Genomic DNA, 25,005 nt, shown 5'->3' on the forward strand with positions numbered 1-25,005 from the left:
GCCGCTTCGGCTGGCTGGCGGCGCTCGGACTTGCTTTGCTGGTCGCGGCGTACCCGGCGACCGGCGATAGCGACGATGCTGGCGCGCAGATGATCAGCATGCGGCGGGCGCCGGCCGGAGCGGTTGTTGCGGTGCCTGCGCCGGGCGTGGGCGACGAGCGGCGCTTCATGCACGGCATCGGCTGGGCCAGCGACGCGGACGACAAGCGCTGGGTTTTCTTCAGCAGTTCCGGGTTGCCGCCGCGCGGCGCGCATCGTGATGGCAGCTGGCCTCACGATGTTTATGTCGGCGAATGGTCGCCAGCGCACGCGCGCATTTCCAACGTTCACCTATTCATCAGCCGACCGGAAGCACAGGAGCCCGTATCGATTGCGCAAAACACGCAGGGCAATATCTTTGTCAGCTTCGAGGACGGCTGGAATACGCCAAACGAAGTCAGCCAGCGCTATGGCGTTTATCGCTCGAACCTTACGCCCATCAAGCCCTATCCGAACGATGTCGAATCGGGGGGGCATTCCGGTCATGTGGCTGCCGTGGGGGAGCGCTTTGTCGTGTTCTATTCGGAAGACTGGATAAATGGCGGCGGCGTCGACAATCTCGGCACTGGCAACGGCGTCTATGTGAAGGTTTACAACGGCTCGGGCAAGCTGCTGCGGCGCGAGAACGTGGCGGCGCATGTCCGCGAATGGTGGCCCATGATCGCGGGTTCGCCCACGCGGGCGCTGCTCGTATGGCAGAAGTACATTCCTGGCAAGCTCGTCGCAGATCTGGAATTTGCCGTGTACGACCCAGTGAGCGGCAAGCTCACGAGGCCCGATGATGGCGTCGACGTTTTCCGCGTGCAGTACTACACGTATGCCGCGGCGTGGGTGCCGGACGTGAAGCGCTTCATTGTCGAAGCAACGCTGGAGAGCGGACGCTCTTCGATGCTGTTGATCGACGAAGCGGGACACGTCACGGCAAAACTCGCGTGCCTGCCCGCCTCGGTGCGCGAAGCGAGCATTGCGGTGAACGGCGACGTTGCCTATGTGCCTGCGCGCGATGGCCGCTTGATGGCGCTTGCATTGACCGGCGACTCGATCGACTTGCGCGGCGTGATGCGTGCGCCGTTTGCATGGGGCAACACAGGGGCGATCGGTATTCCGTACGGTCCCGGAACGATTCATTTTGTTTCGCTTTCGCCGGTTGGCTTGCGTGAAGCGGACTTTAACGCGCGCAACGAAGTGGCGCCTTCCGCATCGGATCGCTGCCGCCCCGAAGGCGCGCACACACAATCGAATGTGTCGAACGAGTAAAGGAGGCGATCATGTGCGGAATCGTTGCGGGCGTGTCCCAGCGCAACATCGTTCCTTCGTTGCTGGAAGGTTTGAAGCGGCTCGAGTACCGCGGGTATGACTCATGTGGAGTGGCGGTGCTCCAGCGCGGCCAGGCGCGCCGGGTGCGCACCCTTTCGCGCGTGTGCACGCTGGAGGCCGATGCGCGTGCGGTCGACCTCGATGGCGCGACCGGCATCGCGCATACCCGTTGGGCGACGCACGGCATGCCGGTGATCGACAATGCGCATCCCATCTTTTCCGGCGAGCAGATTGCGGTCGTGCATAACGGCATCGTCGAGAACCACGAGCAGCTGCGCCAGGCGCTGCGAGAAAAAGGCTATGAGTTCGCGAGTCAAACCGATACCGAAGTGATCGCGCATCTCGTTCACGAACACTATCGCGGCGACATTCTCGCGGCGGTACGCGATGCGACACAGTTGTTGCAAGGCGCATATGCGATCGCCGTGATGTGCCGCGACGAGCCCGGACGGGTGATCGGCGCACGGCAGGGGTCGCCGCTGGTGGTCGGCATCGGTGCGGAAGGCGTATTTCTTGCCTCGGATACATTCGCGCTCGCGGGCTGTGCCGAACGATTCGTATATCTCGAGGAAGGCGATCTCGTCGATATCGAAGGTAGGGACGTCAAGATTATCGACAAGGCAGGGCAGGCGGTTGCGCGCCGCGAGATTACCTTCGTGCGCCATGCGTCGGATGCGGAGCTGGGCGCTTACCGTCACTTCATGCAGAAGGAAATCTTCGAGCAGCCGGTGGCGGTCGCGCGCACGATCGCGACAGTCAACGATCGCGAACCGCATCAGGCAGGCATGCCGAATCCGGAGGATCTGGCCGACGTGACGAACGTGATGCTGCTCGGCTGTGGCACCAGCCATTACGCGGCGCTGACCGCTTGCGGCTGGTTCGAGCGTTTTGCCAACGTTGCCGCGCGAGCGGAGATCTCCAGCGAATACCGCTATCGCGACTACGTATCGCCGGGCAACACGCTGGTGGTCGCGGTTTCGCAATCGGGGGAGACGGCCGATACGCTTGCGGCGCTGCGCTATACGCAGTCGATGGGCGAGCAGCGAACGCTGGCGATCTGCAATGTCGCGGCAAGCGCGATGGTCAGGCAGTGCCGCTGGGCATTTATCACAGAGGCAGGCCCCGAGGTGGGAGTGGCCTCGACCAAGGCTTTTACGACTCAACTCGTCGCGTTGTTCATGCTTGCAATCCAGATGGGCAAACAGCGCGGACATGTGAGCGAGAGCGAAGCCGCGAACTACCTGCGCCAGCTCGCTGCGCTGCCGGACGCGATGCGCAATGTGCTGGCGCGGGAGCCGGAGATCATGGCGTGGGCAGAAGCGTTGTATCAATCCGATCACGCGCTGTTTCTCGGGCGCGGCACGCACTATCCCATTGCACTGGAAGGCGCGCTCAAGCTCAAGGAGATTTCCTATATTCACGCGGAAGGCTATCCCGCCGGAGAACTCAAGCACGGGCCGCTCGCGCTCGTGACCGACGCGATGCCTGTGATCGTGACCGCGCCCAACGATACGCTGCTGCATAAACTGAAGTCGAATATGGAGGAGGTGCGGTCGCGAGGCGGGCGCCTTTTCATACTCGCCGATTCGGACACGGGTTTGACGGCGGAGTCGGGCCAGCGCCTGATTCACATGCCGGCGTGGTTCGGGGCGCTTTCGCCGGTGCTTCACGTGGTGGCGCTGCAGTTGCTCGCGTATCACGTGGCGTGCTTGCGCGGGACCGATATCGATAAACCGCGCAATCTTGCCAAGTCGGTGACGGTGGAATAGTGCGGTGCGCGTGGCCTTAGCCAGGCTCCCTAGAATAGTTGCGAGCCCACTTTGGCGCGACGCGTCTCCACACGCCCCGCACGAAATCGCCGATCGTCGAATCTTTTGCATCGAGCAGCGCCCGACCGATGACCTCGTGCCAGCGCGTCTCCGAGCTATGAGCGAGACGCCGAGTGCAGGCAACGGGGGTACAGCTGCAGGTGGTATTCCCCGTGACGCCGATGGCGTCGTGCACCGCATGAGCGACCGAGGCCGCGAGGGTCGCCGCCTCGCTGGCGCGCGCTTTGGCGATGGCGGCGAGGAGGAAGGCACGGAAGACCTTGGGGAAAAAGCGCTGACCGTGGCGATGCGCGCGGCGGCCACGTGTTCGGCCATCGTCGCGATCGGGTGCTGGATCGCCTGGAATTTGCCGATCGACCGGCCGAATTGCGTGCGGTCGTTGCCGTACTGCAGGGCGAGTTCGAAACTCCGCACTAGCGCCCCCACAAGCAGAGCCGTGTGCAATGCGGCGCCCCAGGCGCGCATGCTGCCGGCTGGGGTGCTCCCATGCAACGGCTGGGCCGCGTCAGGTCAGTTGAGGTGAGGCGCACGCACGGTCGCCATGCCCGATCTCAGACGGCTTCGCACCGCGAGTTTGCTGCCAGGGGCCGTGGCGGCGTTTGCCGTCGGGTTGAACGAGGGAAAAATAGGCCCTGAAAAAATTTTCAAAAAGACGCTTGACGGCCCCGCGAATGACCCGCATAATTCGCCTCCTTCGCTGATCGCTGCGAACGAAAACGAAGCGATTAAGACGAATTGCTCTTTAAAAATTTACAGCCGATAAGTGTGGGCGCTTGATGGGTTTCGTGACCTGGTGACTCTTTCGGGAGTGACCGGGAGTAGCGAAAGTATCAAGAGTCTCACACAAAAGTAAGTCAGGTTTTTGAATTTATTCAGAACCTGTCAGCTTTGAGTGAGCGACCTGTCTCGAGAGGGACAGAAAACAGTAACAGGTATTGAACTGAAGAGTTTGATCCTGGCTCAGATTGAACGCTGGCGGCATGCCTTACACATGCAAGTCGAACGGCAGCACGGGTGCTTGCACCTGGTGGCGAGTGGCGAACGGGTGAGTAATACATCGGAACATGTCCAGTAGTGGGGGATAGCCCGGCGAAAGCCGGATTAATACCGCATACGATCTGTGGATGAAAGCGGGGGATCGCAAGACCTCGCGCTATTGGGGTGGCCGATGGCAGATTAGGTAGTTGGTGGGGTAAAGGCCTACCAAGCCGACGATCTGTAGCTGGTCTGAGAGGACGACCAGCCACACTGGGACTGAGACACGGCCCAGACTCCTACGGGAGGCAGCAGTGGGGAATTTTGGACAATGGGCGCAAGCCTGATCCAGCAATGCCGCGTGTGTGAAGAAGGCCTTCGGGTTGTAAAGCACTTTTGTCCGGAAAGAAAACCTCTGGGTTAATACCCCGGGGGGATGACGGTACCGGAAGAATAAGCACCGGCTAACTACGTGCCAGCAGCCGCGGTAATACGTAGGGTGCAAGCGTTAATCGGAATTACTGGGCGTAAAGCGTGCGCAGGCGGTTTTGCAAGACCGATGTGAAATCCCCGGGCTTAACCTGGGAACTGCATTGGTGACTGCAAGGCTAGAGTATGGCAGAGGGGGGTAGAATTCCACGTGTAGCAGTGAAATGCGTAGAGATGTGGAGGAATACCGATGGCGAAGGCAGCCCCCTGGGCCAATACTGACGCTCATGCACGAAAGCGTGGGGAGCAAACAGGATTAGATACCCTGGTAGTCCACGCCCTAAACGATGTCAACTGGTTGTCGGGCCTTCATTGGCTTGGTAACGTAGCTAACGCGTGAAGTTGACCGCCTGGGGAGTACGGTCGCAAGATTAAAACTCAAAGGAATTGACGGGGACCCGCACAAGCGGTGGATGATGTGGATTAATTCGATGCAACGCGAAAAACCTTACCTACCCTTGACATGGACGGAATCCTGGTGAGAGCCGGGAGTGCCCGAAAGGGAGCCGTCACACAGGTGCTGCATGGCTGTCGTCAGCTCGTGTCGTGAGATGTTGGGTTAAGTCCCGCAACGAGCGCAACCCTTGTCCCCAGTTGCTACGCAAGAGCACTCCGGGGAGACTGCCGGTGACAAACCGGAGGAAGGTGGGGATGACGTCAAGTCCTCATGGCCCTTATGGGTAGGGCTTCACACGTCATACAATGGTCGGAACAGAGGGTTGCCAAGCCGCGAGGTGGAGCCAATCCCAGAAAACCGATCGTAGTCCGGATCGCAGTCTGCAACTCGACTGCGTGAAGCTGGAATCGCTAGTAATCGCGGATCAGCATGCCGCGGTGAATACGTTCCCGGGTCTTGTACACACCGCCCGTCACACCATGGGAGTGGGTTTTGCCAGAAGTGGCTAGTCTAACCGCAAGGAGGACGGTCACCACGGCAGGATTCATGACTGGGGTGAAGTCGTAACAAGGTAGCCGTATCGGAAGGTGCGGCTGGATCACCTCCTTTCCAGAGCTCATTGCGAAGCACATTGAAGCGCTCACACTTGTCGGCTGTAGAAAAGACAGACTCAGGGGTCTGTAGCTCAGTCGGTTAGAGCACCGTCTTGATAAGGCGGGGGTCGATGGTTCGAATCCATCCAGACCCACCACTTTGTCTGCCAGAGGCGGAGGCAATCCCTTGAGTATGTGACTGGGGGATTAGCTCAGCTGGGAGAGCACCTGCTTTGCAAGCAGGGGGTCGTCGGTTCGATCCCGTCATCCTCCACCAATCCCTAATGCACAGCGTTCTGCTGAAGTTCAGCAGAGCCTTTTGCATTGGCGATTGAGCCAGTCAGAGCGGTATGAAAATATCGGCTGTCGTTCTTTAACAATCAGGAAGAAGTAGTAAAGAGATTTATCTGAAACACACTTAGAGATGGGTGTGGAGTAGGTGAATCAGGGTTGTGATTGTATCGATGTATTTTTAAGTTCCTCGAAAGAGGGCTTTGGAATACGGCACAACGCGAAAACTCAGCCTGTAGCGAGTGAGTCCGGAGCGGGAAGCCGCGGCGAGACACACCCGTTATAGGGTCAAGCGAACAAGTGCATGTGGTGGATGCCTTGGCGATCACAGGCGATGAAGGACGCGGTAGCCTGCGAAAAGCCCCGGGGAGCTGGCAAACAAGCTTTGATCCGGGGATGTCCGAATGGGGAAACCCACTCCGAATGGAGTATCCGTGACTGAATACATAGGTCACGTGAAGCGAACGCGGCGAACTGAAACATCTAAGTAGCCGCAGGAAAAGAAATCAACCGAGATTCCCAGAGTAGTGGCGAGCGAAATGGGATCAGCCTGCATTCTTTATCTGTACCGTTAGTCGAACGCTCTGGAAAGTGCGGCCATAGCAGGTGATAGCCCTGTAGACGAAAACGGAACGGAAGAACTAGGGATGCGACAAGTAGGGCGGGACACGTGAAATCCTGTCTGAAGATGGGGGGACCATCCTCCAAGGCTAAATACTCGTGATCGACCGATAGTGAACCAGTACCGTGAGGGAAAGGCGAAAAGAACCCCGGGAGGGGAGTGAAACAGATCCTGAAACCGCATGCATACAAACAGTCGGAGCCTCGCGAGGGGTGACGGCGTACCTTTTGTATAATGGGTCAGCGACTTACATTCAGTGGCAAGCTTAACCGAATAGGGCAGGCGTAGCGAAAGCGAGTCCGAACAGGGCGTCCAGTCGCTGGGTGTAGACCCGAAACCAGGTGATCTATCCATGGCCAGGTTGAAGGCACGGTAACACGTGCTGGAGGACCGAACCCACTAACGTTGAAAAGTTAGGGGATGAGCTGTGGATAGGGGTGAAAGGCTAAACAAACCTGGAAATAGCTGGTTCTCTCCGAAAACTATTTAGGTAGTGCCTCGTGTATCACCTTCGGGGGTAGAGCACTGTCATGGTTGATGGGTCCATTGCGGATTACGTCGCCATAGCAAACTCCGAATACCGAAGAGTGCAATCACGGGAGACAGACATCGGGTGCTAACGTCCGGTGTCAAGAGGGAAACAACCCAGACCGCCAGCTAAGGTCCCCAAATATGGCTAAGTGGGAAACGAAGTGGGAAGGCTAAAACAGTCAGGAGGTTGGCTTAGAAGCAGCCACCCTTTAAAGAAAGCGTAATAGCTCACTGATCGAGTCGTCCTGCGCGGAAGATGTAACGGGGCTAAGCCATATACCGAAGCTGCGGATGCACATTTATGTGCATGGTAGGAGAGCGTTCCGTAAGCCTGCGAAGGTGCACCGGAAGGTGTGCTGGAGGTATCGGAAGTGCGAATGCTGACATGAGTAGCGATAAAGGGGGTGAAAGGCCCCCTCGCCGTAAGCCCAAGGTTTCCTACGCAACGTTCATCGGCGTAGGGTGAGTCGGCCCCTAAGGCGAGGCAGAAATGCGTAGCTGATGGGAAGCAGGTCAATATTCCTGCACTAGTGTTGAATGCGATGGGGGGACGGATCGCGGAAGGTTGTCCGGGTGTTGGAAGTCCCGGTCGCTGCATTGGAGAAGGCGCTTTGGCAAATCCGGGCGCGCAATTCAAGGGTGTGGCGCGAGCTTCTTCGGAAGCGAAGCAACTGGAAGGGGTTCCAGGAAAAGCCTCTAAGCTTCAGTTCAACATTAACCGTACCGCAAACCGACACAGGTGGGCGAGATGAGTATTCTAAGGCGCTTGAGAGAACTCGGGAGAAGGAACTCGGCAAATTGGTACCGTAACTTCGGGATAAGGTACGCCCTGGTAGCTTGAGGAGCCTGCGCTCCGAGGGTGAAGGGGTTGCAATAAACTGGTGGCTGCGACTGTTTAATAAAAACACAGCACTCTGCAAACACGAAAGTGGACGTATAGGGTGTGACGCCTGCCCGGTGCCGGAAGATTAAATGATGGGGTGCAAGCTCTTGATTGAAGTCCCGGTAAACGGCGGCCGTAACTATAACGGTCCTAAGGTAGCGAAATTCCTTGTCGGGTAAGTTCCGACCTGCACGAATGGCGTAACGATGGCCACACTGTCTCCTCCCGAGACTCAGCGAAGTTGAAGTGTTTGTGATGATGCAATCTCCCCGCGGCTAGACGGAAAGACCCCATGAACCTTTACTGTAGCTTTGCATTGGACTTTGAACCGGTTTGTGTAGGATAGGTGGGAGGCTGTGAAGTGTGGACGCCAGTCTGCATGGAGCCGTCCTTGAAATACCACCCTGATCTGTTTGAGGTTCTAACCTTGGCCCGTGATCCGGGTCGGGGACAGTGCATGGTAGGCAGTTTGACTGGGGCGGTCTCCTCCCAAAGTGTAACGGAGGAGTACGAAGGTACGCTAGGTACGGTCGGAAATCGTGCTGATAGTGCAATGGCATAAGCGTGCTTGACTGCGAGACTGACAAGTCGAGCAGGTGCGAAAGCAGGTCATAGTGATCCGGTGGTTCTGTATGGAAGGGCCATCGCTCAACGGATAAAAGGTACTCTGGGGATAACAGGCTGATACCGCCCAAGAGTTCATATCGACGGCGGTGTTTGGCACCTCGATGTCGGCTCATCTCATCCTGGGGCTGTAGCCGGTCCCAAGGGTATGGCTGTTCGCCATTTAAAGAGGTACGTGAGCTGGGTTTAAAACGTCGTGAGACAGTTTGGTCCCTATCTGCCGTGGGCGCTGGAAGTTTGAGGGGGCCTGCTCCTAGTACGAGAGGACCGGAGTGGACGAACCTCTGGTGTACCGGTTGTCACGCCAGTGGCATTGCCGGGTAGCTATGTTCGGAAGAGATAACCGCTGAAAGCATCTAAGCGGGAAACTCGCCTCAAGATGAGACTTCCCCGGGGACTTGATCCCCTTGAAGGGTCGTTCGAGACCAGGACGTTGATAGGTCAGGTGTGGAAGCGCAGTAATGCGTTAAGCTAACTGATACTAATTGCCCGTAAGGCTTGATCCTATAACAGGTGTGTCTTGAGAACAGACGCACGGTTGAGAGATCGGTGTTGTGCCGGAAACAACACAACCCCAAGAAACAGCACCTCTTTACGCTTCTTCCCGATTGGCTGTGGCGCCAGGTTGACCCAAACCCGTGCGACGCAGCAACCCGTCATGCCTGATGACCATAGCGAGCTGGTCCCACCCCTTCCCATCCCGAACAGGACCGTGAAACAGCTCCACGCCGATGATAGTGCGGATTGCCCGTGTGAAAGTAGGTAATCGTCAGGCTCCTTATGCAGTATGTCCAGAACCCCGGTGGCTCAGAATGAGCGCCGGGGTTCTGGCGTTTACGTGCGTGGAAAATAGCAGAGCCGGCGCAGTGCGCATGTGCAGGATGACTGACGCACCGCATTGCCGGCGGGAACGTACTTGATCTCGAGTGCCTTGCCGGACTTGATCGCAATGCAAGTATGCCCGGGACGGCGTGGGCAAATCCGCGTAGCTTTTTGCTCTACTCGAGCCCTCGAGTGTCCACCAACAAAAAGAAGCATGGTGCCGTTGCCTTGCGCGGGCGTCATGCCTTGGGTTCGTGGGCGAGTTTGCTGGACTACTCAGAGAATGGCTGGACTCTATACGGTAGCGGCCACGACCTTTGAGGTGAGAAGCCTGGCGACCTGGTTTCTGCGGTCGCGCCGGCGAAGGCCATGCAATTGCGGCGCGCGAGCACGTGTGGGACCGAAGTGAAGGTCGTCTTGCTGCGTTGTCGTGAATGACGCCTCCTGTTTGCCCTGTTGATGAACTCATTCTAGTGCGCTGCCACACGGCGCACATCGACTCAATTCAGCGCCGCAATTCGGGCAATCAATAATGCGTCATGCAACGTGCACGACGATAAAACGTGAAAATATATGGATATTTCACGCACCCGGAATCATTCGCGGCATTTAGATAATTTTTACGGTAGTATCGCTGGCAACTGAAAATAGTCGCTCGCAGAGAGAGAACCGGCGTGCGGCAAGCAAGCGGCCGTGCGCCCTGCCAATGAGGGGTGCCGGTACAGAAGAAAACCGATACTCCAGTTCAGGGCGATTGATTCGATGAAGTTGACGCGCAAAAAGGCCGCGCTAACAGCCGCGGTTTTAATCGTTGCACTGGTCGCCATTCAGGCGATCTGGCGTCCATTCGGTGGAAGATCGACATTTCGGTCTCACGAAGTCGCTTTTGATATTCATTATCCCGACGCCATTATCGACAGCGCGGCCCTTTCGCGTTTGCCGCGCGACATGATTCGCGTGCCGTTGCTGCATACGCTGCTCACGCGCGATTTTGTCGACTATTACGAGTCCAATTCCACGCGTCTTTCTGCAGAAGGCGCTGTCCGGCGGCTCGCATTCGAACACGATCTCGACTGGCGCGACGAACTCATCAAGCGTGTATTCGATGAACCCTCGCGTGTGCTGCTATGGCGCTCGCCCGACGGCCGCCTCGGTTATTGGGTGATGACGATGCGTCGCAACGGCCTCGCTAAGGTGATGCAGGCCGTGGGTAACGTCGCGACCGGCGACAGCCAGTTGAACCAGGCGGCCACGCTTTCCGGCGACGTGCCGGTCTACGCGCTCAAGCTCGCGGTCGGCCATACGCTGCTGTTCGCGGCGAAGGGCGAGCGGCTCATCATCATGTCGGAGCCAGGCATTTTGCTCGACGCGGACGGCAAGACGATCGGCGCGCGCGCGCAGGCGCTTGCGAAGATGCTCGATGACGGCGGCGACGATGCTCTGCGCACGTATCGTCTCGAACGCGCGCCTGCCGGGGTGAACGGGCATCGGCTGATCGTCTCGGTCAATTATCTTTCATTCGGATATCAGGCTTTTTTCTCCGGCGTCAATGCGCTGCGTTTCGATTTCGGCGCGTCGGGCAAGAACGATGCGAGCGCGAGCGGCGCGTGGAGCACGGCCGCGCTCGTCGATCCCGCTCATCTGCCGCAGCACTGGGACAGCGCCGATCTCTGGCGTGCGTTGCCCGCGAACGCGGCGGCCTGCGCGAGCCTGCCGGTCGACTGGAACGATGCTGCCGAATTACTCGGCAAGCTGGGCGAGGGCGAACAAGTGGCGTCGAAAGTTTTGCGCGAACGCTTCGCCGGACCCGCGGGCGTGTGCTGGTATGCGAAGTCGACAGTCGTGGCGCCCGTGTTCGTGGCGCGCCTCAAACCCGGGGCGGCGCAGGATCCGGCCCAACTGGCAGTGGTCAAAGGCGCGCTTGCGAGCGTCTTTGGTGACGCCATTGGCGCGTATGAAGCGAAGGCGGCCAATGAGGCAGGCTATCGGCGTTTGCCGGTGATGACGAAGGAGCCGTCTGCTGGCGTCACGCTGTGGACGCGCGCGGTGAGCGCGCGCTCAGGCACGGCGCAGAGCGCCGGCTCGTCCTACGCGGCGCAGCTTTCCGCGCCGCGCTACTTTCCGGTGACGCTCGCGCTCGCGCACGGCTATGTGGTGTTCTCGCCCGACGCGCATCTCGTGGACGACACGCTCGCCGTGCTGGACAAGCGCTACCCGGCCATTGCCGATACGCTCTCGCCGCAGCGCCTGTCGACCACCATGGTGTCGATCACGCCGTCCACCGCGGCGGCGCTTGTGGAGCGCGAGGCCGGGCGTGCATTGCCGGCCGATCAAGAGGCGATCTTCCGCAACGCCGCGCGCACGCATTTGCTGCCGAAGCTGCACGCGGTGGCGAGCTACCCGCCGCTGGCGTTGAGCCTGCCGGGCTCGCTGCCTTCGTCGGCGGGCTGGGTGCCCGTGGAGTGGCATGTCGAGCCGCGAGCGGGCGTGGGACCGCGCGGCGACGCGGCAGCGGGGCATCCGCTGGGCGCAGGCCCGAAAGACGCGGACAACGATGCCGCCAAAGCCACCCTCGGCGACGCCAGCACAGACTCCGCACAGCATGCCGAAGACCAGCCGGCGCAGCCCGGCGCGAGCGGCGACTGATCGTGCGCCGCCGCTTTTTCCATCGATGCGCGGCGGCCGGAGCGGCCGCGCTCGGCGTGGCGCTTGCGGGCCCGGTGCGAGCGCTCATGCCAACGCAATCCGCGCCCGACCCCGACGCACTCACGCCCGGTCAGTCGACGATATTTCGTGCGTGGTTCGTGCGCATCGTCGATCAGCAGATGCGTCGCGGTCCCACGCCGCGCTGGACCCAGCGTGACTGCGCCGGCCTCGTGCGCTTTGCCGCCGTTGAGGCGCTGCGCGAGCATGACGCGCGCTGGCTCAAGGCCAACGGTATGAACGGCGCGGGCGACGCAAGCCGGCTGCCGCCCGAACTGCAACTGAGCCCGCAGCAGCGCGCGCTCGCGAGCCGCTGGACGCGCATCGATGGCAGCGTGGGCGCCTATGCCTCGGCTATTGCGCTCATTCAACGCAATAGCCGCTTCGTTTCGCGCGACGTCAATCAGGCGCTGCCTGGCGACCTGCTGTTCTTCGATCAAGGCGACGACCAGCATCTGATGATCTGGCTGGACCGCTACATCGCCTATCACACGGGCACCGTCACGCCGACCGATAGCGGTCTGCGCGCCGTCGCCGTTTCCGACCTGATGCAATGGAAAGATTCCCGCTGGCAGCCGTTCGACGGCAATCCGAACTTCGTCGGGGTGTTTCGTTTCTCGTTCCTGACGCCATGAGTGCCGCCATGCAACGTCTGCTCTTCTCTCTGCGTTCCGCCGCGCCGTATTTCCCGCGCGTTTCCAATGCGAAATTCTTGGCACAGGCACGGATTTCCTATACGAAATACGGCGCATGTTCGGGCGCTGCGGCGCTGCTTGCAGCACTGATCGCGTTACTTGCGCTGTGTCTGGGCCTGGGGGCGGCGCCCGCCTGGGCTGACGAGGGCGACAACGCCGCACAGCAGAGCATCGACGCGAATCCCACGCTGGGCGCGCCGCCGCCCAGCGGCTACGACAGTCAGGTCGTGCAGGGCCAGCCGTTTTTCCTGCTTTCCGATGCGAGCTACGGCAGCGACCAGCTCGCGCAGGTGCGTCTGGAAGCACCGGGCCGCGAATTCCAGTCGGAGCTCGAAAGCTATGGCGGCGCTGATATCGTCGTCTACAGGGTGCCGAATCCACTCGAGTTTCTAAAGGCGCAGAAGAACCTGCATCGACTGAACATCAAGCCGAACTATCAGGGCGAGGGTCTCGCGAATACGCTCTCGTACCTGTGGGACCGCTGGCTCAGCGATGCGCGCCGCGCGTGGCAGCGCGTACTTTCGTTCGCGACGCGCAGCAAGGTCACCGAGGCGAAGCCCGAATTCAAGCTCGGCGAGCAACCGAACGCGCCCACGCATTTCGAGCCTCAAGCGCGCTTCGCGCCGCTGCGGGGCTACGAACTTGTCACGCGCTTCCGCTATCCGATCTGGAACGCGAAGACGATTCAGCCACCCAAGGGCGTGAACCTCGCAGGCAGTAGTAGCAACTTCCTGGAGGCGCAGTCGGGCAACGTGATGATTCCGGTCGGCAAGCTGCAGCCGGGGCTCTATCTCGTCGAGGCGATGATCGGAAATTACCGCGCGCATACTCTGTTGTTCGTTTCCGATACGGTCGCGGTCGTGAAGGCTGCGTCGAGCGGTTTGCTGGTGTGGACGGCGCGGCACGACAACGGCAAGCCGGTTGCCGGCACGGAAGTGAGCTGGACCGATGGCGTGGGCGTGCTGCAAAGCGGCTCCACCGGCGCGGATGGCGCGCTGATGCTCCAGCACGTCTCACCGGAGCGCAGCTACGTGATCGGCAGCGATCCGCAGGGCGGTGTTTTCGTATCGGAAAACTTCTACTACGACAGCGAGATCTACAACACCAAAATCTACGCGGTAACGGACAGGCCGCTCTATCGCCCTGGTGACGCTGTCCACGTGAAGTTCATCGGCCGCACGTTTCAGAGTGCGAATCAGTCGACGCCCGCCGCGCCCGCGCAGCTCAAGCTCGACGTGCTCGATCCGAACGGCGCGCCGATCGCGACGCGCAACGTGGATTTCGCATCGGAAAGCGGCGGCGAAACGACCTTCACGCTGCCGGCGACCGCGCAGGGCGGCGGCTATACGCTGCGCTTCGACTACAACGGCAATAGCTACGGCGGTGCATTCCGCGTAGCGGAGTACGTGAAGCCGCACTTCGACGTCAATCTCACGATGGACAAGTCCGATTACGCGACCGGCGACGCGCCCAAGGGCAAGATCGAGCTGCGCTACCCGGACGGCAAGCCCGTGAAAAACGGCAAGGTGTCGGTCACGCTGCGCGCACAGAAAGTGGCGATCGTGGACGGCGAGTTGCGCTATTCGGGCCTCTTTCCCGTGAAGCTCGAACAGCAGGAACTGAAGACCGATAGCGACGGCAACGTCACGCTCACACTGCCCGCCGCGAAGGAGCCGAGCCGCTACGCGCTCACCCTGTTCGCGCAGGACGGCGCCGCGTATCGCGTGCGCGTGACGCGCGAAGTGCTGATCGCGCGCGGCGCGACGCCGTATCGCTTGAACACGGCCAAATCATTCTCGCAGCCGCACGAGCGCGTGACGTTCACGCTGGCCGGAGCGGCTGGGTCGGCCGGGGCGGCGAGTGCCAGCGCCAACCCAGGCAGCAACACGAACGCGGTGCCGGCGCACAAACCGGCGAAGTGGGAATGGGTGCGTCTGGAGTCGCAGACGAAGGCCGACGCAACGCTACCCGCAGCGAGCCCGGACGGCCGCGTGAGCTTCCCGATTCAATTCGACGAACCGGGCTCGTACATGCTCTCGGTAAAGGACGACGCGGGCAACCTGCTCGCAGCGGTCAGCCACTGGGTGGCGGGGGATGGCCTCAAGGCGATTCCCGGCAGCGTCGAAGTGGTGTTCGACCGGGACCGCTACAAGATCGGCGATACGGCCGAAGCGCTCATCACGTTCCCGTATGCCGTGGACGATGCGTTGCTCACGCTCGAACGCGACAGCGTGGAAGCGCGCGCATTGCTTTCGACGGGCGCGGACTGGCTGACGCTCAAGCGCGTTGCCCCCGCGCAATGGAAAGCGCGCATCAAGGTCGGCCCGGAGTTCGCTCCCAACATGACGTTCTCGGTGCTCTACGTGCACGACGGCGAATACGTATTCCAGAACGCTGGCATCGTGGTCGCGAAGCCGTCGATCGATCTCGCCGTGAAGAGCGACAAGTCCGTCTACGCGCCGGGCGAAACCGTGACGCTCGATCTGGGCAGCACGCTTGGCGGCAAGGCGCTGCCCGCTCGTCTCACCGTGAGCGTGGTCGACGAAATGGTGTACGTGCTGCAACCCGAAATTGCGCCTGACATCGTGGACTTCTTTTATCATCCGCGCCGCAACAATGTGCGCACGACGTCGAGTCTTTCGTTCATTACCTACGACCTCGCGCTTTCGGCGATGCGCGGCGCGCCGGGTGGCCCGCAGCGCGGGCAGTACAACGAACGCGGCGTAAAGGTGCTGGAGCGCCCGCGTCGCGACGACATCGACACGGCAGCATGGCAGGCCGATCTGCAAACCGATGCGAGCGGCCACACGCGCATGACCTTCCGCATGCCCGATGCACTCGCGCGCTGGCGCATTACCGTGCGGGCGATTTCCGCGGACGGCACGGTGGGGCAGCGCACTGCGTATGTGCACTCGGACAAACCGCTCTATCTGAAATGGAGTGGCCCTGCGAGCTTCCGCAGCGGCGACCAGCCGGCGATCGACATGCTCGCGTTCAACCAGGGCTCGTCCGATGTGGATGCGCAATGGACGGTCGACGGCGCGGGCCTCGCGCTCGATCGCAAGGTCACGCTCAAGCCCGGCGCGAATTACCTGGCACTGCCGCGCGTGGCGCTCACGCCGGGGCTCGTCGATGCGAGCCTGCGCGTGGGCGGCAAGGAGATGGACCGCCTGCAGACTTCGGTGAGCCTTGGCGCGCCGGGCTGGCTCGATCTACGCGAAATGCCCGTCGCGCTAGACGCCAATCCGAAGCCGCTCGCGCTCGCACCCGATGCGCAGGACGTGCGTGTGCGCATCGTTTCGACGGGAACGAGCCAGTTTGCGCGCGTGGCCGACGATCTCATCGCTTACCCATACGGCTGCGCCGAGCAGACCTCGAGCCGTCTGATTCCGCTCGCACTTGCACACGATGCGCTGGGCAGCGATGCCGATGGTTCAGCGGCGGGCGTCGCTACGCCTCAGAGCACGGCGCTGGGTCTCGAGGCGCGTCTGCGTAATCAGCGCCAGCGGCTCGCGTTGCTTGCAGGCATCAATGGCGCGTTCGGCTGGTGGGGCGACACCACAGGGGGCAGCGCGTTCATTACGGCCTACGCGTACTACGCGGACTGGCTCGCGAGCCGCAGCCTCGGCATCTCGCTGCCGGACAGCAACTGGCAGCACGCGCTCGAAATCTATCGCGACAGCGGCGCGAAAGAGCCGTTGCTGCATCGTGCGCTGGCGCTCTGGCTGCTGCAGCAGATGGGGCAGCCCGTGGCGACGCCCGTGTCAGGCGTCGCAGGGCAGCTCGCGCAACGGGCGTCGTCGATGTTCGATCAGGATGCCAAATCATCTCGCGACGCATACGGCGTGGAAGACAGTCTCGTGTTTGCCGCGCCAGATTCGCCGCGCGGCCTGCAAACGGCCGTGGTGCTGACTGCGTGGACGGCACGTGCAACGAACGCGAGCCTGCCTGAAGGTTTCGATGCGCTGGCCGCGCGCGCACGCGCGTCGCTCATGACGAATCCGACGCCGCTGATCCAGGGCTTGCTGGCCATGGCCGGCGACGCAGGCACACCCGTGGATGCAAACGCCGTGCTCGCGCAGAGCAGTGCGACCTATCCGACCGTCGACCGCGCGCTCACGTTGCTGTGGCTGCGCAAGGCCTTGGGCGGCGCGCGCGCGCGGGATGCGGCACAGCCGTTGCCCGCACTGCACGGCAGTGGCTGGGCGCGCACGACGACGCCCACGGGCGCAACCCTCTGGAAGTGGACGGGCGCGGCTTTGCCAACTTCGCTCGACGTGGGTGGCGCAAATCCTGATGTTTCGGCGCTGGTTTCGTACCGCAGCCGTGCGGGCCACGCGAGCCGCCTGCCCGTGAAGATCGAGCGCACGCTTTATCGGCTCGATCCGATCGCGCCGTCGAGCGACGCTGAAAAGCAGGCGGGTCGCGCCACGTTCGAGGCGCATCGCATGAAGACCGGCGACGCCATCGATAGCAACGCGCTCTACGTCGACGAAGTCACGCTCACGCCGCAGGACAAATCGGCGCTGCATTACGGCTTGCTCGACGTGCCGCTGCCGCCGGGCGGGTCCGTGGAGGCGACGAGCTGGGGCGTGAGCATTGCCGGGCTGCCCGGCCCAGGCGAGGGCGGCAGCGGTCCGCAGCCGTTCGCGCGCGCGGCCAGCTACGATATGGGCGAGCTCGGCTATCACCAGCCCGTGCCTTTGCTCGATCGTCCCTTGGCGCTGCGCCAACTCGTGCGCTTCGCTCTGCCTGGCATGTTCACGATGCCGCCCGCACGCTACTTCCGCATGTACCAGCCGGAGCAGAAGGCGTATGAAGGCGGCCGCAGCGACCGCATGGTCACGCTGCGCATCGAGTGAGGCCGGCGTGAGGATGCGTATTGCCGGGTTGAGCGCGGCGCTCGTCTTCGCAATGGTTGCGTTTGCAATCAGTTTGCCGCGACCTGCGCAGGCTGCGGCGCCGTCGGCCCTGCGCTTTGCCTGGCTGCACGATGGCAGCGCGCGACTATGGACATTCGATGCCGCGGCCGAGGCCAGCGCACCGGGTCCCGGCACGCCGTTGCCGCCGACGCTCGAGACGCAGCTCGGCAGCGTCTGGAAGCTGTTCGTATATGCGTATCTCGTCGACCAGCGGATTCCCGCACCCGACTATCAATGCGATGGCAGAGATCGCGAGGAGGTGTACTGCTGCATGACCGGCCGCCATATCGACCGCGATCGCGCGCTGGTGCAGTCATGCGGCCTCTTTTTCGAGCCGCACAGATTGCAGCTCGATTCGGCGGGCTGGCGCCAGTATTGGCGCGCCCGGAAGGCGCCCGCATGGCTGCAGGATCTGTACGCACTGCGCCCGGAGCGCCGCGTGCGTGTGGCCGATCTGCTCGATGCCTTGCAGGCCGTGCCGGCGCGCGCCCGCGACGACACGGGGGGCACGCTGGTGTCGGTCGTCACGAGCGGGCGCGGCGAGGGCACCGTATCGCTCTATGGCAGCCTGTTGCGAGCCAAGACCTGGACCATGCCCGATCCAGCGAACTCCGGCGGCTACGAAGGCGGCGCGGCCGGCTGGCTGGCCGATGGCACGCCGGTCTGGCTTGGCGGGCGCGGGGGCAGCGTGCGCGTGCTGGCCGCTGCGGCGCCGCGTATTGCGCCGCTGGTCGCGCAGAGCGCCGTGCCTGACGACCGTGCCTGTGTGGTCGTCGACTTTTTTTCTCGTTATCCGATCCGAAACGTGATCGATATGCGCGCGGGCGGACGACCCGCGCAGCCCGGTCTGCTCGACGGCAAATTCAGCGTGAGATTCGAGAACGGCAACTGGCTGCCCATCGAAAGCCATGGCGAGTTGCTGCTCGAGCGGGACGAGAACGGCAAGCCGAGCATCGTCGGCCGCTTTGGCATGAACGACTATGTCGCGCGCGTGGTCGAGCGCGAAGGCGACACTGCGCAGCCGCAGGCGGCGCGCGCACTCGCAGTGGCCGCGCGCAGCTATCTCGCGCAGAACGCAGGCCGCGCGCGTGGCTGCTACCGCATCGACGACAGCAGCCGCACGCAGCGCGTCTTGCCGCGCGCGCCGCGCGGCGCTGCGCGCAGCGCCGCCGATTTCACTGATGGGCTCGTGCTTGCTGGCGTGCCGGTGCAGTTTCATCACGACAAGGCGGCGCCCGGCCAGATGAGCTGGCTCGACACGAAGGCCGCGGCGCAACGGGGCCTCGCGTTCGATGCGATTCTCGCGCGCACCTGGCCGCAGGCTACGCTCACCTCGTTCGCGAGCCCGCTCGCGGGCGACTGCGAACCGGTGGCGGGCGCGCGCGACTGGCTGAGCCGCGAGGCGCCGGTCTGGGCGCAGCGTCTCGCGGGCGAGGCGGGCTACGAAGCCCCCGAGCTGCCGGCCGTCTGCGAGGTGACGACGGGCCGCCCCTATGCCGATGCCGCGCGTAATCGCGTCTATATCCGCCGCCTGCGCTCCGATGACGACCGCATTGCGCTCGCGCACGAGTATCTGCATCTCGCGTTTGCGCACCATCCGCACGGGCAGGACGAGGCATTTATCGAACAGACCGCGCGCAAGCTGATCCTCACTGGAAGTTGAATGAACATGAAAGCGTTCAATATCTTTGCCCCCTCCGCGCATGATCGCGACACGACAACCAGGCGAACCCGCATGCATCCGATCCAGCTCTCTCGTCGCTTCTCTGGTCATTTCTCGCGCCACGGGCTCGCGGGCGCCGCGCTTGCGCTCGGTGCGTTCACGAACGCCGCGCATGCCGACACCATCGATTTCGCCGCGCCGCTGAACGGCTGGCGCAATTCGGCCGGCGACGAAGCGCGCTATACGCAGGACGTCCACTATCCCGCCGTCGCCGTGAGCACGCCCGAGGGCCAATCGGCTAACGCGTTGATCGCGGGGCACATCAAGGCGGCGCCCAAGGCCAAGCCGGGTACCTCGGTGGGCACGCTCGTGGTGAACGGCACGCCCATGCCTCAGCGCATCGAGGAAGACGGCGAGTTCTCGCGGCCGTTTGCGTTCGGCGCGGGCAGCAACAGCGTGGAGCTGCGCACGGCGGACGGCACGCGCAAACGCGTGCAGTTCTACGACGCCTACACGGGCAAGACCCAGGCGCGCCTGCGGATCGTGCTCGCGTGGGACACAGACGGCACCGACCTCGACCTGCACGTGGTGTCGCCCGACGGTGTGCACACGTTCTACGCCGACCGCGTGGCGCCGAACGGCGGTGCGCTCGACGTAGATGTGACGACGGGCTACGGCCCCGAGATCTACTCGAGCGCTGCCCCACTGCACGGCACGTATCTTGTCTACGTGAACTACTACGGCAGTGGCCACAGCGGCAGCGACATGACTGTGGCGCAGATCACCATCATCACCGACGAAGGCACGCCGAACGAAAAGAGCGAGACCATACGCGCACCAATGCGCAAGCCTGGTGAGCTGACGCTCGTGAAGCGCTTCGTCGTGCCGTGAGTGACGGAACGGCAGCGTCGAAAAAAATCAGGAAGGATCCCTGAATAAATCGTTGAGCTGATTGCCCTGCGCAGCATCGACGAAACCGTCGAAGCGACCCTGCACGAGCGTCTGGGCGGCACGCATGAAGCCACCCCATGCGGAACGTGCCAGTGCGCCGCCCACGCTCACGCGCCGCACGCCCAACGCCGCTAGATCCTGGAGCGTGAATACCGAAGCCGAGCCGATCAGCACGTTGACGGGCTTGGGCGCAACGGCCGCAACCACCGCAGCGATGTGCTCGCGTGCGTGGATGCCCGGCATGTAAAGGCAGTCCGCGCCCGCCGCCGCATAGGCCTTGATGCGCGCGAGCGCATCTTCGAAATCGGGTTCGCCAGTGAAGAAGTTTTCCGCGCGCGCGACCAGCAAGGTGTCGCCGCCGCGTTCGTCGATGGCGCGTCGCGCGGCCTTCACGCGCTCCACGGCGATCTCCAGCGGGAACAGCGGCGCGGCGGGGTCGCCAGTCGAATCCTCTATCGAGAGCCCAGCGACACCCGTGTCGACGGCGAGACCCACGCTCTGCGCAACGTCGGCGGCATCGGCGCCAAAGCCATTTTCGAAGTCCGCGTTGAGGGGCAAATCAGTGGCCGCGACCATCTCGCGCAGATGCGCGAGGATCGCCTCGCGAGGCAGTGAATTGTCGGCGCGGGCGCGCGACCACGCAAAACCCGAACTGGTCGTGGCGAGCGCTTTGAAGCCGACGCTCTCGAGATAGCGCGCGCTGCCCGGATCCCAGGGGTTGGGCAAGAGGAAGCAGCCGGAAGTATGCAAGGCTCGGAATGCGGCGCGTTTTTCCGCGACGCTGCGTGGCGAAGAGGGCATGGCGTGTCTCCAGGAGTGGCAGAGGACTGGGCGGCGAGCCGACGATATGGCGCGGCCGCGCCCGCATCGAGCGTGGTGAGCGAGAGCCGGTGCGGCAAGGCCGGCCAGCGTGCATTGTGCTCCGGTGTGCGCCGGCGCGCTCGCGCGGTGCCGGGGGCACAGAAACCTTCCCGCTATTTTTCCACGATCGCGTTCCTTGGTATCGTGATGCTCGCGCCGTGCGAACGCGCATCACGCCATGCGCACGGATTGAACATGAATCGACGCAGGCGGCGTCGCAAGGAGACTCGCTGACGATGAAATATTCGAATCTGGTGGAGCGCTTGCAGGGGCGGCGCACGTCGGCGTGGGAGATCCATCACGCCGCGATTCAGGCGGCGGCGCGGGGCGAAGACGTGATCGTGTTGAGCGTGGGCGACCCGGATTTCGCAACTCCGGAGCCTGTCGTCGAGCGGGCCGTGGCGGCATTGCGCGCGGGCGATACGCATTACACGGCGATCATGGGGCGCGAGCCGCTGCGCGAAGCCATTGCCCGGCAGCACGCGGCGGCGGGCGCGCCGGACGTGAGCGCGCAGAACGTGATTCTGTGCGCCGGTGCGCAGAATGGTGTTTTCGCCGCGTCGCTATGCCTGTGCGAAGCCGGCGACGACGTGCTCGTGCCGGAGCCGATGTATCTGACCTACGAAGCTGCGATTCGCTCGTCGGGCGCGACGCTCGTGCCGGTACCCGTCGACCCGGACAACGGCTTTCATCTCGATTGCGATGCCCTCGAAGCGGCGCTTACGCCACGCACGCGGGCGATCTTCTTCGCCACGCCGTGCAACCCGACCGGCGCGGTGATGCCGCGTGAGCATCTCGCGCGCATCGCGCAACTCGCGCAGCGTCACGATCTCTGGGTGGTTTCCGACGAGGTCTATGCCGATCTCACGTTCGAGCGCGAGCACGTGAGCATTGCGACGCTCGACGGCATGGCGCCACGCACCGTGACGATCGGCAGCCTTTCGAAATCGCATGCGATGCCGGGTTGGCGGTTTGGCTGGGTGATTGGGCCCGAAACGTTGATTGGCCATCTGGGGCGGCTTGCCTTATGCATGTTCTATGGCTTGCCCGGCTTCATCCAGGAGGCCGCGCTCACGGCGCTGGAGCAGCGCGAGCCGATCGTCGCGCAAATGCGCGCGATTTACCGGCGCAGGCGCGACCTTGTTCATGCGCGCCTGAGCGGCGTGCCGGGGCTGCGTTGCCTGCTGCCGGAAGCCGGCATGTTCATGATGATCGACGTGCGCGGCACCGGCCTCGATCCGCACGCGTTCACGTGGCAACTATTCGAGGCGCAAAAAGTGTCGCTGCTCGACGCGAGCGCATTCGGCGAAACGGCAAGCGGCTATGTCCGGTTCGGCTTCGTGGTCGACGATGAGCGGCTCGTCGAGGCCTGCGAGCGGATTGCGGCCTTTGTCCGGCAACTGCCCGGGAAGGGGCGCTAGCGTTCGTCGAAACTCAGGCGCGCTGGCGGTCCGCGCCTGAAGCAAGTCCGTCAACGATTGCCATCGAACAGGTCGTTGAGCATTTCGTCGAAGGCCGCCTGGGCGTCTTCCAGCTCCTGCAGCGCGGCGTCGAACGTCTGTAATGCGAACTGCGACGGCCGGCCTTCGCCTTGCGGCGGGAATTGCGTCTGCAACGCGGCGAATGCCGTCTTGACGCGTTGCGTGGCGTTCAGCACGCGGTCCATTGCGGCGGCTTCTTCAGCTCGCGCCTGTTCTGGGTTCATCGAAAGCTCCGTTATGAGAAGAGAAAATGTGGGGCGCTCACGGCAAAGGCAGCCGGCCCTCGGACTTCACGGCGCGCAGCGAGAGCGCCGATTCGACCGATGTGACACCCGGCAGACTGCGCAATTCGTCGCGCATGAATGTGCCGTAGTCGTCGAGGTCGCGTGCCACGATCATCAGAATATAGTCCGCCGTGCCGGCCACGTTGTGGCACGAAAGAATCCGCTCGATTGCACAGACTTCGCGCTCGAAGCGGTCGGCCAGCGCCCGGTCGTGCACGGCGAAGCGCACCGAGACATAGGCGAGCACGCCGTAGCCGAGCGTGCGCCGCGAGAGCATGGCCCGATAGCGTTCGATATAGCCTTCCTGCTCGAGCCGCTTGAGGCGGCGTGCGCAGGGCGTTTCGCTCAAGCCGACGGTTTCGGCGAGCCGCGCGATCGGCATTCTGCCGTCCGCCTGCAGGGCGCCGAGGATCGCGCGGTCGAGTTTGTCCAGATCGCTCATGGCGCGGGGTGCTTTCCTGATTTCGATGACGAAATTGTAGGGTATTCCGCTTCATATTGAAGAGTTATCCACAAAAAACGTCAGAAATCGCTCCGGCATTGGCGGCAACATAGAGCCTCTTCCAAACGAGGCCAACATGATTTCCGCTCACCTGCTTTTGATGTTCATTGCCGCTCTGGTGGTGGTCTGTGCATTGCCGGGGGCGGACATGGCACTGGTGATGCAGACCAGCATGAGCCGCGGCGCGCGGCGTGGTTTCGCGGCCGCTTGCGGCCTCGGGCTCGCGCGCGCCACGCATGTCACGCTTTCCGCCTGTGGTCTGGCGGCGCTGCTCCATAACGCACCGTGGCTCTATGAGATCGTGCGCTATGCCGGCGCGCTCTACCTGACCTGGATTGCCGTGCAGATTTTCCGCGCGCCGGGTTTTGCCTTGCCGGATCAGGCCGCTGCGATGGCCGAGCGCCCGCTGCGAGCGGACTTCTTCAAGGGCCTGCTCACCAACCTGCTGAATCCGAAGGCGCTGCTGTTCTGCTCGGTGCTGCTGCCGCAGTTCATTCGCCCCGAGGCGGGGTCGGTCTGGCTGCAGGTGACTGAGTTGGGCATCCTGCTCGTGATCGTGTGTGCGCTCTTCGACGTGATCTATGTGCTGGGCGCGTCGCGGATCGCCGTGTGGCTGCGCCGGCATCCGCTGGCGCAGACCGTGCAGAAATGGGCCTTCTCTTCGGCGCTCATTGGTTTCGCGGTGCGGCTTTCGCTCGATTGATGCGCGAAAGCCGCGCGCCCGTGTGCCTCAGGCGTTCGGCTTGTTGCCCAGATAGTCGAGCTTGCCAAGTTCGACGCCGTTGTGACGCAGGATGTCGTACGCCGTCGTGACATGGAAATAGAAGTTGGGCAGCACGAACGCCAGCAGGTAGTTCTGGCCCGTGAACTCGATCGGACCCGAGCGCATCTTCAGCGTGATGGTCTTGCCCTCGGAACCATCGATTTGCTCGGGCTTGAACGTGTTCAGGTAGTCGATCGTCTTCTGAATGCGCGCGTGCAGGTCGTCGAAGCTGACTTCCACGTCTTCGAATTTCGGTGCGTCTACGCCTGCGAGGCGCGCGGCGCAGCCCTTCGCCGTGTCCGTGGCAATGTGGATCTGGCGCGCGAGCGGCAGCATGTCGGGGAATAGCCGTGCGCCGGTCAGCACCGAGGGGTCGATCTGCTTTTCAGCTGCGTGCGCCTGCGCCTTGCCGATGATGTTCTGCAGGTTGGCGAGGCCGCGCACGAGCACGGGCACCGAGGCGTGATACATGGTGATGGACATGGGAATTCCTCGTTTCCTTGAATGTGCACGCCGGACTCCGGGGCGGAGATGGGCGGGCGGATCATTATGCGCCATCGGATTTGCCGCTGCCATTGCCTGAACGGCCGATCTTGCGGTGGCGCGCGAGTTCCGGCGCTCGCCCGTCGAATTGATCTGCATGACGAAGTAAAAATTCCGTTATGGATCGCGTAGTTCGCGCATGGTTTGTTCATGGTCTGGTGCGCTTGTCTGGCGGCGCTCAGGTAGTGGCGAATGCCGGGTGCTGTCTGACGGGCGTGGCCTGATG

At 62.6% G+C, this 25,005-nt stretch carries 14 protein-coding genes, 2 tRNA genes, 3 rRNA genes and 1 pseudogene; 15 read left to right on the top strand and 5 right to left on the bottom strand.

Going from position 1 to position 25,005, the window contains the following annotated elements; genetic code table 11:
- Positions 1-89: 89 nt before the first annotated feature.
- Positions 90-1,295 carry a hypothetical protein gene (locus tag PWP93_RS19385; RefSeq protein ID WP_421046120.1) on the top strand — a complete coding sequence of 402 codons (1,206 nt, stop codon included), beginning with the start codon at positions 90-92 and terminating at the stop codon, positions 1,293-1,295.
- An 11-nt stretch (positions 1,296-1,306) separates the two neighbouring features.
- The gene (gene glmS, locus PWP93_RS19390; RefSeq protein WP_421045570.1) at positions 1,307-3,124 is read left to right on the top strand and encodes a glutamine--fructose-6-phosphate transaminase (isomerizing); all 1,818 of its coding nucleotides are present in this window, start codon (positions 1,307-1,309) and stop codon (positions 3,122-3,124) included.
- Between the two features lie 387 nt (positions 3,125-3,511).
- Here the strand turns inward: glmS and PWP93_RS19395 are convergent.
- Positions 3,512-3,649: pseudogene (locus PWP93_RS19395) on the bottom strand (acyl-CoA dehydrogenase family protein); the annotation flags it as partial.
- A gap of 76 nt (positions 3,650-3,725) precedes the next feature.
- On the opposite strand from PWP93_RS19395, the gene PWP93_RS19400 reads away from it, so the two are divergent.
- The 11 genes from PWP93_RS19400 (at position 3,726) to PWP93_RS19450 (ending at position 20,285) form a co-directional block, all read left to right on the top strand.
- Positions 3,726-3,947, top strand: a complete 222-nt coding sequence (locus tag PWP93_RS19400; protein WP_421045572.1) for a hypothetical protein — start codon at positions 3,726-3,728, stop codon at positions 3,945-3,947.
- A gap of 174 nt (positions 3,948-4,121) precedes the next feature.
- A 16S ribosomal RNA gene (locus PWP93_RS19405) occupies positions 4,122-5,654 on the top strand.
- A gap of 65 nt (positions 5,655-5,719) precedes the next feature.
- Positions 5,720-5,796 (top strand) — tRNA-Ile (locus PWP93_RS19410).
- 43 nt (positions 5,797-5,839) lie between these two features.
- A tRNA-Ala gene (locus PWP93_RS19415) sits at positions 5,840-5,915 on the top strand.
- Positions 5,916-6,215: 300 nt separating this feature from the next.
- A 23S ribosomal RNA gene (locus PWP93_RS19420) occupies positions 6,216-9,095 on the top strand.
- 155 nt (positions 9,096-9,250) lie between these two features.
- A 5S ribosomal RNA gene (rrf, locus tag PWP93_RS19425) occupies positions 9,251-9,364 on the top strand.
- The 16S, 23S and 5S rRNA genes sit together here with 2 tRNA genes alongside, the layout of an rRNA operon.
- 809 nt (positions 9,365-10,173) lie before the next feature.
- On the top strand, positions 10,174-12,057 hold the full coding sequence (locus PWP93_RS19430) for a DUF2138 family protein (protein WP_421045573.1): 1,884 nt from the start codon (positions 10,174-10,176) through the stop codon (positions 12,055-12,057).
- A gap of 2 nt (positions 12,058-12,059) precedes the next feature.
- Complete coding sequence (locus PWP93_RS19435) at positions 12,060-12,749, top strand: DUF1175 domain-containing protein (RefSeq protein WP_421045574.1); 690 nt, start codon at positions 12,060-12,062, stop codon at positions 12,747-12,749.
- Between the two features lie 8 nt (positions 12,750-12,757).
- On the top strand, positions 12,758-17,671 hold the full coding sequence (locus PWP93_RS19440; RefSeq protein ID WP_421045575.1) for an alpha-2-macroglobulin family protein: 4,914 nt from the start codon (positions 12,758-12,760) through the stop codon (positions 17,669-17,671).
- Positions 17,672-17,684: 13 nt separating this feature from the next.
- Complete coding sequence (locus PWP93_RS19445; RefSeq protein ID WP_421046121.1) at positions 17,685-19,394, top strand: DUF2300 domain-containing protein; 1,710 nt, start codon at positions 17,685-17,687, stop codon at positions 19,392-19,394.
- A 72-nt stretch (positions 19,395-19,466) separates the two neighbouring features.
- Complete coding sequence (locus tag PWP93_RS19450; protein WP_421045577.1) at positions 19,467-20,285, top strand: YfaP family protein; 819 nt, start codon at positions 19,467-19,469, stop codon at positions 20,283-20,285.
- Positions 20,286-20,312: 27 nt separating this feature from the next.
- Here PWP93_RS19450 and PWP93_RS19455 read toward each other — a convergent pair whose 3' ends face one another.
- The gene (locus tag PWP93_RS19455) at positions 20,313-21,146 is read right to left on the bottom strand and encodes an isocitrate lyase/PEP mutase family protein (RefSeq protein WP_421045578.1); all 834 of its coding nucleotides are present in this window, start codon (positions 21,144-21,146) and stop codon (positions 20,313-20,315) included.
- A 296-nt stretch (positions 21,147-21,442) separates the two neighbouring features.
- Between PWP93_RS19455 and PWP93_RS19460 the strand changes: the two genes are divergently transcribed.
- Positions 21,443-22,627, top strand: coding sequence for a pyridoxal phosphate-dependent aminotransferase (locus PWP93_RS19460; protein WP_421045579.1), 1,185 nt, complete (start codon positions 21,443-21,445; stop codon positions 22,625-22,627).
- A gap of 50 nt (positions 22,628-22,677) precedes the next feature.
- Here the strand turns inward: PWP93_RS19460 and PWP93_RS19465 are convergent, their stop codons facing one another.
- Positions 22,678-22,911: a hypothetical protein gene (locus tag PWP93_RS19465; RefSeq protein WP_028222124.1), complete on the bottom strand. Its 234-nt coding sequence runs from the start codon at positions 22,909-22,911 to the stop codon at positions 22,678-22,680.
- A gap of 37 nt (positions 22,912-22,948) precedes the next feature.
- On the bottom strand, positions 22,949-23,413 hold the full coding sequence (locus PWP93_RS19470) for an Lrp/AsnC family transcriptional regulator (protein WP_035534757.1): 465 nt from the start codon (positions 23,411-23,413) through the stop codon (positions 22,949-22,951).
- Positions 23,414-23,549: 136 nt separating this feature from the next.
- Here PWP93_RS19470 and PWP93_RS19475 point away from each other — a divergent pair, with 136 nt between their 5' ends.
- A complete protein-coding gene (locus PWP93_RS19475) occupies positions 23,550-24,176 on the top strand; it encodes a LysE family translocator (protein ID WP_421045581.1) in 627 nt (208 codons plus the stop codon).
- Between the two features lie 27 nt (positions 24,177-24,203).
- Here PWP93_RS19475 and PWP93_RS19480 read toward each other — a convergent pair whose 3' ends face one another.
- Positions 24,204-24,719 carry a DUF1993 domain-containing protein gene (locus PWP93_RS19480; protein WP_421026466.1) on the bottom strand — a complete coding sequence of 172 codons (516 nt, stop codon included), beginning with the start codon at positions 24,717-24,719 and terminating at the stop codon, positions 24,204-24,206.
- Positions 24,720-25,005: the final 286 nt, after the last annotated feature.

It is taken from the genome of Paraburkholderia sp. A1RI-2L, assembly GCF_048957375.1.
Taxonomy (GTDB): domain Bacteria; phylum Pseudomonadota; class Gammaproteobacteria; order Burkholderiales; family Burkholderiaceae; genus Paraburkholderia.